The organism is Enterococcus sp. CR-Ec1, from assembly GCF_002850555.1.
Lineage (GTDB): Bacteria > Bacillota > Bacilli > Lactobacillales > Enterococcaceae > Enterococcus_D > Enterococcus_D entomosocium.
On sequence record NZ_CP025223.1, the window covers coordinates 2,445,504 to 2,458,044 of the forward strand.

Sequence of the window (12,541 nt, forward strand, 5' to 3'; positions counted from 1 at the left end):
CTTCGATACATCTTTAAATTAGTAAACAGTGTCTGAACTTTGGTCTGTCCAGGTGCCATCTCCTGCGGATGTATCCTCTGAATAACTTTCCGTTGAAGCGGGGGGTGTATACGTGCTGTATCCTGTGTACCCCATTTGGGTAGCGACTTTATCTGCTAATTCGGTGAATTTCTCTTTCAATTCTTCGTTGCGAACTTTGCTGATACTGTCGACTGCACTCAGGTATTTTTCTAAGGTGACTTCACTTGTCACCTCATCCCCATCAAGCATTTCATCAAAAGTTTCTTGTAATTTTGCAATGCGGTCCAATTGAGTATCCGCATATTCTAAATAGGAAACAACTAACTCTTTCCATTTACTATCCTCAAAAAAGCTCAGATTTTCACGGACATTCCCGACATCCGTTTCTTTTAGATCAGCTCTAATGGTGACATCATTTTCAGCACTTTGCCAATTTGAAACACCTTCAGTAAATAAGGCTTCCGTATCCGCTTGTACTTTTAATTTTGCCTCGATGTCTTTTAGCTGATCATCAAGGGCGGTTTTTTCTTGTTGGATCTCCACTGACTCACTTGGCAGTGCATCATCATCGATCCCATAATCGTCTGCAGATACTTTCACTGCAGAAAGTTTTGCGACTGTTTTAAGAACGTCTTCTTCTTTAAGATCTTTTCGCAAAAACGTTTGATCTTCGTTGCTGTAAAATTCAGCAATTTCATTTGACAACTCATTGATGCGATCTTTTTCGCTGGCAATCGCTGTCTGTGCATATTCGACTCGCTGCTGATATTGCCTTTGGTTATTTTGTCGGTAACCAATAAAACAAATTGCAACGGCGCCAATACCAACGGCTAAAACAGTCAAAGTCTTTATTAACGGCTTTCCCATGAACACACTCCCTACTTCAATTGTGCTTGTTTAAGCATTCTGCCTTCCTCTCACATAATAAAGGCAATTCTAGTTTATTATAAGAGAAATGTATCATTAAATAAAGGAAATTCCCGTTTTTTATTTATTAAGGTATATTTTTCGTCAATAAAAGACTTATATAATGCCAAACATCAGTTATTTTAAAAAACCATAAATAACGTCTACTTTACTTGACAGTTTTTTTAAACCCTCATTTTAAATAATGATTAATTCAGTTATAATCGTTGTTCTCATCACCTTTGAAGGTTGTCACATTATAGAAAAATAACCTTAAGAGATTATATTCGTTCACTTTCTCAACATCTTTTCATTATAAATAGAAAAGATAAGAAATTCAGAAAGTATTTTTATACACTTTTCTTGTTATTATAAATTAATTTGGCAAAGCTGAATTCTTTTCTTGGCGCACTTAGGGTTTCCATTGCGGCTGCTATTTTTTTACGTCAATCGTTCCTGTTAAAATTATAAGTTGTCTTTCGCAAAGTGACTTTTTTCTTCAATTCTATTCCCCTTAATATTCAATCGCCCCCCGAAAAACAATAATCATTTAATTTTTATTCCACCACTAAAAACTTATCGTCTCGCCCCTCTCTGGCTATTCAATTTCCATCAATCTTCTTCGACATGCTGGAAAAAACGTGTTTCTACCTATATATATGCCGATCGTCAGTTGATTTATAGAAAATGCAAAAAATCTCGCATAGACTCAGGTATAGATTTCACCAATCGATGAAATACGTGATTTGTTTTTTCTTCCCTATCTTCTTTAAGATGAATAAGTAAGATTTGCGATTTTGTTCATGAAAGGAGCCACGTCTTGAGAAATTTTCAAATAAATTTTATTACTAACACTGCAACGATTCGATGGCTGAAAATTTTGAGGGCATTCGAGAAAAATTATCAATGTTCGACTCAAGGTTTGGCAAAAATTTCAGGAAGTACCACGCGAACGATCGTTACGGATGTGACGGATCTAAAAGAGTACTTTGGCGATTGTTTATCGATCGACTCTTCTCACAAGGGGTATATTTTTTCGATCAAACATTCCACTGTTTATTTAACGAAAAAACGTGCGCTGATTGCCAATGAGATTCTGTTCCATATCATCGAAAGTATTTTCCACAATGATCTTTATAGCTCATCTGAATGGGCAGAGAAGTACCATATATCAGAAAGCACTGTTCTTCGCTATTTGCGGAAAGTGCAACCGATTTTTTCTTTCTATCGTTTGGAGATCCAAACCAATCCTATTTGCTTTATTGGTGAGGAGATCAATAAAGCAAGTTTTTCCATGATTTCTATTACGAATCGGAAATTACTGCCCATACGATTTTCCCGCCGATCGCCATCCAAAATATCACTGCTAGCGCTTTTTCTAGATGTTATCAACTTGACCAGCATGCTTGTTCGTTTGGTGAATTCAATTATTACTTGTATATCACCTTTGAGCGCCATTGTGCGGGTCAAGGTATCGAGTTGCCTAAGCAAATAAAAAAAATATTTGAGCAATATAATGATTTTCGGCTATTTTCTGAAATCAACGAGGCAATGAGTGAACAATACCAAAAAGAACTCCCCTATGAGGAAGTCCTTTATTTGTTCTTATTGGTGAAAACCCGTCGCTCGATCAGCAATTTGGCGATCGAACAAACCTTTTGTAAAGAGTATAATCATTGGCCTGAAATTAAGCAGCTTGCTGCAGCCTTTGTCAAGGATTGTTTGCCAGATACTCAAGATAGCGCTCGTGATCGGCTCTTAGTAGAATCCTTTTTTACGGTAGCAAAAATCAAGCAATTATTATCCCCCTTATTAAACCATATGATTTCGGATACCGTTCATTTTGTCGAAGAGGCGTATATGGATGATTACCATCTATTTAAAAACTATCTGTTGACGCAACCATTAGCCAGAGAAATTTGGGACAGTATCACACTGGAACACTTAGGAACGAGTCTTACGATGTACGTTACCTCTATTAAATCTTTGTACTGGCAAGCAAAGAAGAATATCGCTTTTTTGTTTGAAGGCCCCTTTTATTTATGCCAATTATTAAAATGCAAATCTGTTCGTTATTTGCGCAGCTCTCGGACATTTTATTTTCCAGACTCCAATGAATTGTCGGCAGGCTATTTGGAAAAAAATCAAATTGACTTGATCGTCACCAACTATACGGAATACATTACCGAATATGCCCAAGACATTGATTATTTGCTATTCAAAACTTTTCCCGATGAGCACGACTGGGAAGCTTTAGAAGAAAAACTGAATGCCAACTTCAATCCTTGATAAATGAAAATCTTGGCTCTTTAATTTATGGGACTGAGGAATCATAACTGATTCTTCAGCCCCATTTTCATTTTAGGTATTAAAAAACATATCGTTCTCTAGTATGATTAGATCACCACAAAATAAATAACTGAGAGAACGATTGTAAGGACTTATGGGCAATTTAAATCAAAACAGAGCGTATCGTTCGGATCGGCACTGACACAGCGATACGCTCTCTACTTATGCCTTATTCTATTAAAAGCAAAAAAAAGAAGCAGCCACTTCATTCTGTGAGCTGCTTCTTGCTAGTTGATTGATTAATCGAGAATCGTTACTTTTACTTGACGACGTCCCCATTGGATACATTGTGCTACGTTATCAAAGTGAACATCAATGATATTTCCTTTGATCGCGCCACCAGTATCAAGCGCTAGTGCTACGCCATAACCTTCAACATTGACTAAGGTGCCTAACGGAATCACGCTTGGATCCACGGCAACTGCCATTGGATTTTTACGTAAGTCTGTACCGCTTGCCGTAAAGAAACTGGAGCCAGCTTCTTTATAAGAGTAGGCAGTTGATTCCATCATCAATGTCCGACCACTGCTTGTATTGCTGTTGTTGCTATTATTATTGTTGTTGTTGGTATTGCTTGAGCTGCTATTTGAGCTATTGTTACTGCTTGAAGAGCTGCTCGATGATGAGGTGCTGCTTTCAGTCGTATCGCTGCTCGATGAAGCAGCCGATTGTGATTCAGAAGCGCTTGAACGTTCGGCAGCTTGGGCTGCTTCTTTTTCTGCTTTTTCTTTCGCTGCTTGTTCTGCCGCTTCTTTGGCTGCTCGTTCTTCTGCTGCTTTTTCAGCAGCTAAGCGAGCTGTTTCAGCTTCTTTGCTTGAAGCGATTTGTGCCAAGGTTGATTCGTTTTCTTTCAATTGGGCTTGTAGATTCGCAATTTTTGAATCCAGTGTTTTGGCTTCTGATTCTAATGCGGTTTGATTTTCTTTCAATGAATGCTGTGTTGACTGTGCTTTTTCTTCTAAAGCTTCTAGCTTTTCTTTTTCAGCTGTTAATGAATCGATCTTTTCTTTTTCCAAGTTTTGTAACATCGTCATCGCATAGGCACGATTGATAAAATCTTGGATGTTTGATGATTCTAACAGTACCGTCCAGTCTCTAGTAGCCCCGCCATTGACTTGGATGTCTTTCATACGTTCCGCAACGACTGCTTCACGCTTTTCAATTGTTTCTTGTGCAGTTTTGATTTCTGCTTTGGTTGTTGCTAATGATTCTTCATTTTCAGCGATTTGAGCTTTTAGCTCTTCTACCTCACTGTATTTCGCATTCACATCAGTCAATGCAATCTGTACTTCCGTACTGATTTCCTGACTTTGCTGCATGACGGCACTTTCTTGCTCTTGCAATGATTCAAGTGACTCAGCCTGCGCAAAGATTGGAGAAACGATTCCTGCCGCAAAGACAGCGACAACGATTGTTCGTAGTTTCTTTGCCTTCAAAAAATTCCCTCACTTCTCACTATGTTTTCCAACATATCCTATTATACAAATTCTTAAGAAGAATTTTATTGCAGGACCTTTACAATTTGTTACAAATTATCGTAAAAGTGGGTGTTTTAATCGTCTTTTTCAACTGAAATCAGTCAGAAGTGGGAAGAATCAGCATTGATAAGGGTTTATTTTTTGTAACCTTACCGTAACAAACCTATTTTTTCTTACGGATCGCTTCAATAAATCGAGACAATTCCTGACTGCTTTTTATCTGATTGATTTCTAACTTTTGAAAGTTTTTTAAGAGTCTTCTTTGATGGAAATTCAATCTCGGTAGATTCTGTTTTAATACGCGCCATTCTTCTGGAAACGCTGCGAAGCGCCCTTGCCAATCGTTTTTATATTGCTCAATATTTTCAGCCAATTCTTTTTTGTGCTGTTCAAAGGCTTGATTGACCTGTTGCACCGCTTTCTGAAAGGCAACCAAGTTAGCTAGGGTATAGCCCATATCAAAAGAGAGAACCATCAATAAGAAAACTGGCAATAAGAATCCTACGCGAGCACTCAATGTTTGAACAATCTCCAGCATTTGCGGATGAACAAATCGAACAATGAGCACACAGCACACGCCCCAAAAAAGAGAAATCGGCAATGCCACCCGTCCATTGATATTTAATGGGACTTCTTTATAATCCCACCATGAGGCATGAAAAAAACGCTCAAGTAAATAACTTGTCACATATTCAAGCACGGTAACCAACAACGCTGCCGCAAAGAACAGTGGAATCACTTGCTCATGCAATGGCCGCAATAAATAGACAACGCCAAGAATCCCAAAGCCGTAGATGGGTGTGATGGGACCAACAAGGAAGCCCCGATAAACAAAGTGCTTGGCTTTTAGTGAGCAATAAATGGTTTCCCAAAGCCAACCGATAAATGAGTACAAGAAAAATAATAAAATGATCCGTTCAAATTGAACCATACCTATCCGCTCCTTTTCAAACTGTCACAATGATCTGTGCAATCGTACTTGTCATCACAATCATACCACAAATCAATCAGTCTTATTTTGAATCAGTGCAGTAGCTTATTCCCTGTTTGAACGTTCTTTTTTCGTTGCTTATTGATCACCAAAAATAATTGATGGGTGCACTTGTTCTTTCAAACTATAGCCACACAGTTCTTTGTTAAAGGTAAAATGATCTTGTTCCACATTTGCAATGATCTCATCTTCGGAAAATCCGTGAAAATCGTAGTCATTGATATAACTGCGAAGTAATACTAATTTTGCATCGATCAAGAGAACTCTTTGGATATCCATCCAAAATGCCATGTCTTTGTTTTTCAATATTTTTTTCAATTCTGCTTCCTGTGCTAACCAGTACGCATAGACTGATGGCATTTCACCTTTAATGGTTTCAGCAGATAATCCTTCTCTCATTTTTACTAGATACTCATTTACTGATTGATAAAACAATTTCCTTCCCCCTAGTTCCATTATTTTTAAACGTAGATCTTATGTTTCTTCTATTCCTCGCCGCTTTGAGCTATCTTTCTCTATCCGGCTGTCGCTGATGTCGCCCTACTTTTTGTATCGAAAGAAGCCATAGTATTTCGCAACAAAATTCTGACAATTATTCAAAACAAATAGATAAATAAAAAACACACTATTATTTTATAGATATAACCGACACAATTTTTAACTTCACTATTCTTTTAATGCTTCCTTTCTTTTCTAAAGCATAGCAAAAGTCGCCCCGTATTTATAATCAACTTTTGCATCAATCTAAGAAAAAAGTGAAAATAAGCGGTAACAGTCAGTTATTTCGGCTTCATTTTTTTAAATTTATTATTTAACAATCCTTTATTTTTTTCTTTTCATGCAGTAACTGAGAATATTTTATTGCGTTATTTCCTTTCCTATTATACGATTAACTAAATAATGTTGGTTATTTGAAAATAGAAAACAAAGGGGAACGTGAGAATAATGAGAAAAAGTGTTGTTTTTAGTTTATTGGGGTTCACACTTCTTTTTGCTGGCTGTACGCCAAAAGAGGAGAAACCAGCTTCAGAAAGCACGGAAAATGCAAGCGCTACAAGCTTATCTATGACTTCGTCAACAGAAGTCGCGCAAGAATCGACGGGCTCTTCCAGCGAAGCGGCTTTACCGAGTTCGGAACAAACCATCACAGGCGTGAGTGGAACAAACTATACCATCGATTTGCCTAGTAATTGGCAAGAGGTACCCGATTTCACTTCATTGAATCCTGACAATGATTTCATGTTGTCAGATGCGTTAGAAACGAAATACTTAGCTGCAGTCGTTGAATCGAAACAAGATTTTGCCGATTTAGAAACTTATCTCGGATTGGTTCAAGAAAATTTGGCAACAAGCTTCGATACGACCGCCACCTTTTTACCAATTCCTGACACGAAGGCCTATTTCGTTGATTTCCCAGCGACAGTTGAAGGGCTAAATATCCACTATATTTATTATGTACTTGAAACCGACAATAATTATGTTCAGTTGTATGGTTGGACGTTAGAAAGCTTATACGACTCTTCAAAAGACGAGTTAACAGCGATCATGAACAGCTTCAAAGAAGAATAAACAAAACATCTGGAACCATTTTGGCAAATAGCCGCAAAAATGGTTCCAGATGTTTTTTCATTTTATCTACGGACTACAAGACGCTGTCCTACAAGAATCAATGAGCCAGAAAGATTATTCCACTGCATCAACTGATTCACAGTCACACTGTAGCGTTGCGAAATGCCCCATAGAGTGTCTCCCGAACGTACGGTATAGGTGGTGCTGTTTGATGAGGAAGTGTTCGTTTCTTGAACATATGCTGCACTTACCCAGCCACGCCCTTCAATTCGATACCAGACGTTGTTGCCATTCACACTGGTTCCGGTCTTTTGCGCAACCGCGCGAAAAGAGGAGTTGTTTAACAAAGAACCAACAATTCTGGCACTGGTAGACGCATCAGAGCGAATATTCAATGTTGCGGTTGTACGAAACTCTTTGTTGATGCTTTGCTCAGAGCTATTACTTCCAGCGTTCACTTCTGTCACGTACGTAGCACTCACCCAGCCGCGTCCTTGAATTCGATACCACACATTGTTTCCGTTGACACTCGATCCCGTCTTTTGAGCGACTGCTCGAAATGTCGCATTACTTGCCAAGGAGCCAACAACAGAAGCGCTAGTCGATGCATCTGAACGGATGTTCAAGGCAGCAGTTGTGCGGAACTCTTTGTTGATGCTTTGTTCGGCATTGTTGTTATTGTTGTTGTTACCATTATTATTGTTGTTATCATTCCCACCCGTATTCGATGAGATCTCCGTCACGTGAGCAGCACTTACCCAGCCACGTCCTTGAATTCGATACCACGTCGTATTGCCGTTCACACTGGTACCAGTTTTTTGCGCTACTGCTTCAAATGTTGCATTGGCAGCCAATGAACCAACGATCGAGGCGCTAGTGGAAGCATCCGAACGGATATTGAGTGCTGCATTTGTTCTGAATTGCTTATTGATCGCCTGCTCAGAATTGTTATTGTTGTTATCATTTGAACCGCCACCACTTGATGTATCGTACTGGGTCAAATTGTGCGTTTCAATCAAGTTGTTTAGCTTACTTGCATAAGAAGTATCGGTGGCATAACGTCCTTGCAGCCATTGAGTCGCGTCACGATAAGAATTTGTATTAGACTTCCATGCCCCATGGTAGAAGAAAACACCCGGCGAAAATGAGGTAGTTCTCAAAACATGCGCATTGTCTTGAAAAGATTCTTTTAATGAGGGGTATTTACGAAACCTAGCAATAATCGGATAGAGATTGCCATTCCCGTCATCTTCCATGGTTTGCATCTCTACAAATTGTCCATTGTAAGATCCCTTGATACCAAACATATTATTTGCAAGAGTGGTCAGCGTGGATTGCCCCCAACCCGATTCTAAGATCGCTTGGGCAATCATGACCGAAGCGTAGAGGTCATTTGCCCCGGCAACTTCTTGTGCCATTGGTCCTACTTGCTGAATAAATGCTTGCTGATTGTTGAAACGTGCCATTGGATTGTTATAGTTGGGCATGACCTTCGTTTCAATGGCGATCCGCTCTTCTTCTGACAGAACAGGAATATCACTATCGGTTTCTGCTTCATTCTGTTCAGAAGCATCATCTGCTGGTGCATTTTCGGGTACCTCTTGGATGTCTACTCCATCCGCACTTTCAGCTTCTGATGGATCGGTACTATCTTGAGTTGCTGGTGATCCCTCGTTCACTTCTTGATCTTCTACAATGCTCACTGAATCATGCGTCGATGTGTCTTGGGTTGACTCTGCTGTTTCAACTACTTGAACACCATTTTGGGCTTCTGCTGACTCGAGTGTATCTGCTAAAACATTCATCGGCAAAATATTCACCGTACTAACAAGTGCAGCGGTTGCCGCCGCACTTTTACGGTAAAGAAGCCCTCTTTTTTGTTTCTTCGCACGATAACGAAGTTGTTTTCTTTCTTCCATTTGTCTCTCCTTAAAACTACAGCTAGCTACTTCTTACATTCTTACTGCAAAGCTAGGTGTAAAATGAGCGGTGCTGCCAACAGAAACATTTTGTCCTGGGCGTGGTGCATGAATGTATTGTCCGCCACCTAAAGCAATGGCTACATGATAGGTGCTACCTGATGAACCCCAGAATAAAAGATCTCCTGGTTGTGCTTGGCTAACGGAAATCACTGTACCGGCTGTTTCTTGTGGCACCGTCCATCCACCAATATCTCTCCCTGTTACTTGTAAAAAGACATAGCGAGTAAACCCAGAACAGTCAAAGCTGTCCGGTCCTTTGGCACCCCACACATAGGGTTTTCCGATATGCTTATAGGCTTCTGCCACGATTGCAGCACCATTTGTTGATGCTGGTGCAGAAGGTGCTGGCGGCGTCACGATCGGTGCAGGTGACGGAGCAGGCGTTGGCGCCGGTGTTGGTGTAACTGGCGTCGGTGCTGGCGTTGGTGCAGGAACTGCAGGTGCACTGTCCGCTGGCGTCTCCGGTGCTGCAGGTGTCACTGGTGTTTCTGGCTCATGAATTTCTGGTGTATCTACTGGTGTTTCCTCTGGAACCTCTGGTGTTTCAACCGGTTCAGATTCTTGCGTTTCCTCTGGTTGCGTTTCTGCTGGTGCTTCTGGCTCTTCCACTGGCGCTGGGCTCTCTGTTTCTGCGTCAGGTTCTGTGCTCTCTACTTGAACAGCTGCTTCATTCAAGGCTGCTTCTTCCGCTGCAGCTTGTTCTGCCTGCTGTTGCGCCGCTTGTTCCGCTTGGGCTTGTAAAGCAGCTACTCGGGCAGCTTCTTCACGAATTCTCGCTTGCTCCGCTTCATAGGCTTCTTTTTCCGCACGCAGCTGTTCTTTTTCTTCTTCTTTCGTTGCTTCTTCGTAGGCTAAATTACTAACTAAGACATTTAATTCTGCTTGGCTTGCTTCCAAAACACCTTTTTGTGCTTCCAGATGGCTCTGTGCTGCTTGCAATTCTGCCACTTTTTCTTGTGATTCCGCACGCTTTTGTTCAACAGCTTGTTGGTCGGCTTTTTGCTGTTCGATCACTTCATTATTCGCTCGAATGATCGTCGTCATCGCATGCAAACGACCGACTAGATCACTGACAGAGTCCGCCTCTAGTACCGCTGTTAGAAAATGGTCGCCTTTTCCATTAACTTGTGTTTCTCTGGCTTGCTTTTCAATGTTTTCTGAGCGTTTGGCAATGCGCTCTTCTAACTGACTGATTTCCTGATCCAATCCTTCGATCGCTTGCAACAAATCACTTTGCTGCGCTAAAATGATTGCTGCTTCTTGATTTAACGAATCAATTTCTGCAGACAATCCGTCAATTTCCCCTTGTACGCTTTGACGTTGCTGTCTCAACTGATCAATTTCGTTATTTTTTTGTTCGATCAATTGATCGTGATTCGTAGCAAAAACGGTCACAGGTCCGCCGAATGATGACAATACAATGCCGCACATACACACTGTTGCAAAGATTTTCTTCTTCATCTGATCCTCCAAATTCAATTTTAAAACTTTTTTTTCATTTATTTGACCATTTTCATTTTACCATAGTTCAGCAACAAACCCAATCCGTAAGCGATTTACATTTTAGTTACATAAATAAGCTCTGTTTTTTTATTACATGTTCCCCACTCCTATCCCACCGACACGCCGAGTGAATCCCTATGTATCAACTGTTCAAGAAAACTTCATAGAAAAAGTCCTTTTTCTTAAGAAAAAATAAATAATGTTGTAGATTTCACTTTTATTACATTAATTTTCTGCAAAATATGCTTGATTCACAAAGTTATAAACAGACGAAAAAAGCTCCTTCCTAGTGTTTTCTAGAAAAGAGCGAGTTTTTTTGTCTGTGTTATTCACGATAAGGGAGTAGTTGTCTCATTACGGCGATTTGGTCATCAATGGTCTGTTCTGTGATGTGACCGGTCAGAGCCAAAATCCCTAATCCTTCAATCACGAACATATAGTTTTCTGCAATCACTGCCAAGTTTTCATCTTTTAATACACCTTGCTGAACGCCCACTTGAAAAATCTCATGGATCGTCCGTTTCGTCTCAGCGAGTTGAGCTTGCTGCAGTGAACTGGAGGCTTCGGTTTTATGCGTATAGTAATACTCGTAGACGGCTCGCAGCATACCGTCAGAAATGCTGTGGAGTAGACGCTTGCGATGGTCGGAAAAATATTTGTTTAAAATCGTTTCAAAGGGTACTTGCTCCATGATCATCTCTCGTACATCATCAAATTTTCGTTTGGAACGCTGCTCTAACACTGCCAAAAAAATCTCATCCACCGAACGAAAGTACAAATAAATGCCGCCGCGACTAATGCCGCACTCTTCGATAATGTCCTTCATTGTCGCATCAATCAAACCTTTCTTACTAAAGACGACTTTGGCACTTTCAAGAATCAAATCACGCTTTTGTTGTTTTTTCTTTTCCGCTGTAGTCAATTCGCTCTGCTGCTTCTTCGCCATTTTTTTGGCTCCTTTCATCACATTATTAATGACACTCGTGTCATTTTGTTGTATAATCAACCTAACTTAAAAATGACACGAGTGTCATTATAAAAAAAGGAGTTTTTACAATGAATACAAAAAGCAAAACCTATCGCCTTGTCATTCGTGCCATTTTGACTGCTATTATTATTTTACAGACGATGGTACCTTTCCTTGGATTTATTCCGATCGGTATCACTAGTTTAACGATCATCCATATCACGGTGATCGTCGCTGCCATCGTTTTAGGGACAAAAGACGGGATGTTCATCGGCTTAGTCTGGGGTGTTTTTACCATGATCCGTGCGTTTACTTCTCCGACAACGCCCTTGGACATTGCCGTTTTCACCAACCCAATCATCTCGGTGGTTCCCCGTGTGTTGGTTGGCTTAGTGGCTGGTCTCTTGTTTACGATCATTTACAAAAAGACCAAAAAAGTCGTCGCTGCTTCGATTGTTGCAGCAATCTTTGGGACCATCACCAATACAGTTTTGGTCTTAACCCTAATGGGAACCTTATATACTGGCTTAGTTGCCAATACCTATGGTGTCGATGCTTCGGCTTTATTCGTGACCCTCGGTGGAATTGCTATAACGAATGGAATCTCTGAGGTGATCACAGCTGCGATCTTAACACCCATTCTAGTAAAAGCCTTATTTGCGGCAACCAGTTTACGTCCAGAAAATCGTTAGTCCCTTCTCTTATCCTATCATTTTTTTCACGTTCTGAGTACTCTTTGCCCAAACATTAAAAGCCCCCGATTTAAGAAAGCTTC

The 12,541-nt window shown here is 40.3% G+C and carries 11 protein-coding genes; 4 read left to right on the forward strand and 7 right to left on the reverse strand.

Going from position 1 to position 12,541, the window contains the following annotated elements; all coding sequences use genetic code 11:
- Positions 1–18: 18 nt before the first annotated feature.
- The gene (locus CXM95_RS11740) at positions 19–888 is read right to left on the reverse strand and encodes a hypothetical protein (protein WP_016613512.1); all 870 of its coding nucleotides are present in this window, start codon (positions 886–888) and stop codon (positions 19–21) included.
- A gap of 859 nt (positions 889–1,747) precedes the next feature.
- Between CXM95_RS11740 and CXM95_RS19020 the strand changes: the two genes are divergently transcribed.
- Positions 1,748–2,422: a helix-turn-helix domain-containing protein gene (locus CXM95_RS19020; RefSeq protein ID WP_233499047.1), complete on the forward strand. Its 675-nt coding sequence runs from the start codon at positions 1,748–1,750 to the stop codon at positions 2,420–2,422.
- Positions 2,423–2,478: 56 nt separating this feature from the next.
- Entirely contained in the window at positions 2,479–3,216 is a 738-nt protein-coding gene (locus CXM95_RS19025) for a hypothetical protein (protein WP_233499048.1), read from the forward strand.
- 299 nt (positions 3,217–3,515) lie between these two features.
- On the opposite strand, the gene CXM95_RS11750 is transcribed toward CXM95_RS19025, so the two are convergent.
- The 3 genes from CXM95_RS11750 to CXM95_RS11760 form a co-directional block, all read right to left on the reverse strand.
- A complete protein-coding gene (locus CXM95_RS11750; RefSeq protein ID WP_101699214.1) occupies positions 3,516–4,712 on the reverse strand; it encodes a 3D domain-containing protein in 1,197 nt (398 codons plus the stop codon).
- A 205-nt stretch (positions 4,713–4,917) separates the two neighbouring features.
- Positions 4,918–5,685, reverse strand: coding sequence for a putative ABC transporter permease (locus CXM95_RS11755; RefSeq protein ID WP_005234965.1), 768 nt, complete (start codon positions 5,683–5,685; stop codon positions 4,918–4,920).
- A gap of 138 nt (positions 5,686–5,823) precedes the next feature.
- Complete coding sequence (locus CXM95_RS11760; protein ID WP_005234961.1) at positions 5,824–6,201, reverse strand: DUF7006 family protein; 378 nt, start codon at positions 6,199–6,201, stop codon at positions 5,824–5,826.
- Positions 6,202–6,690: 489 nt separating this feature from the next.
- Here CXM95_RS11760 and CXM95_RS11770 point away from each other — a divergent pair, with 489 nt between their 5' ends.
- The gene (locus tag CXM95_RS11770; RefSeq protein WP_005234960.1) at positions 6,691–7,314 is read left to right on the forward strand and encodes a hypothetical protein; all 624 of its coding nucleotides are present in this window, start codon (positions 6,691–6,693) and stop codon (positions 7,312–7,314) included.
- Positions 7,315–7,376: 62 nt separating this feature from the next.
- On the opposite strand, the gene CXM95_RS11775 is transcribed toward CXM95_RS11770, so the two are convergent.
- From CXM95_RS11775 to CXM95_RS11785, 3 genes are all read right to left on the reverse strand, one after another.
- Complete coding sequence (locus CXM95_RS11775; protein ID WP_101699215.1) at positions 7,377–9,233, reverse strand: glucosaminidase domain-containing protein; 1,857 nt, start codon at positions 9,231–9,233, stop codon at positions 7,377–7,379.
- 33 nt (positions 9,234–9,266) lie between these two features.
- Positions 9,267–10,757, reverse strand: coding sequence for an NlpC/P60 family protein (locus tag CXM95_RS11780; RefSeq protein ID WP_086294925.1), 1,491 nt, complete (start codon positions 10,755–10,757; stop codon positions 9,267–9,269).
- A 367-nt stretch (positions 10,758–11,124) separates the two neighbouring features.
- Positions 11,125–11,745: a TetR/AcrR family transcriptional regulator gene (locus tag CXM95_RS11785; RefSeq protein ID WP_005225615.1), complete on the reverse strand. Its 621-nt coding sequence runs from the start codon at positions 11,743–11,745 to the stop codon at positions 11,125–11,127.
- Between the two features lie 110 nt (positions 11,746–11,855).
- On the opposite strand from CXM95_RS11785, the gene CXM95_RS11790 reads away from it, so the two are divergent.
- Entirely contained in the window at positions 11,856–12,458 is a 603-nt protein-coding gene (locus CXM95_RS11790) for an ECF transporter S component (RefSeq protein WP_016613515.1), read from the forward strand.
- The last annotated feature ends 83 nt before the right edge of the window (positions 12,459–12,541 follow it).

Excerpts from the sequence above, each read along its gene's own strand:
- CXM95_RS11775 (WP_101699215.1), bottom strand. The coding sequence starts at position 9,233 with ATGGAAGAAAGAAAACAACTTCGTTATCGTGCGAAGAAACAAAAAAGA.
- CXM95_RS19025 (WP_233499048.1), top strand. The coding sequence starts at position 2,479 with ATGAGTGAACAATACCAAAAAGAACTCCCCTATGAGGAAGTCCTTTAT.
- CXM95_RS11740 (WP_016613512.1), bottom strand. The coding sequence starts at position 888 with ATGGGAAAGCCGTTAATAAAGACTTTGACTGTTTTAGCCGTTGGTATT.
- CXM95_RS11785 (WP_005225615.1), bottom strand. The coding sequence starts at position 11,745 with ATGGCGAAGAAGCAGCAGAGCGAATTGACTACAGCGGAAAAGAAAAAA.
- CXM95_RS11770 (WP_005234960.1), top strand. The coding sequence starts at position 6,691 with ATGAGAAAAAGTGTTGTTTTTAGTTTATTGGGGTTCACACTTCTTTTT.
- CXM95_RS11755 (WP_005234965.1), bottom strand. The coding sequence starts at position 5,685 with ATGGTTCAATTTGAACGGATCATTTTATTATTTTTCTTGTACTCATTT.
- CXM95_RS11760 (WP_005234961.1), bottom strand. The coding sequence starts at position 6,201 with ATGGAACTAGGGGGAAGGAAATTGTTTTATCAATCAGTAAATGAGTAT.
- CXM95_RS11780 (WP_086294925.1), bottom strand. The coding sequence starts at position 10,757 with ATGAAGAAGAAAATCTTTGCAACAGTGTGTATGTGCGGCATTGTATTG.
- CXM95_RS11790 (WP_016613515.1), top strand. The coding sequence starts at position 11,856 with ATGAATACAAAAAGCAAAACCTATCGCCTTGTCATTCGTGCCATTTTG.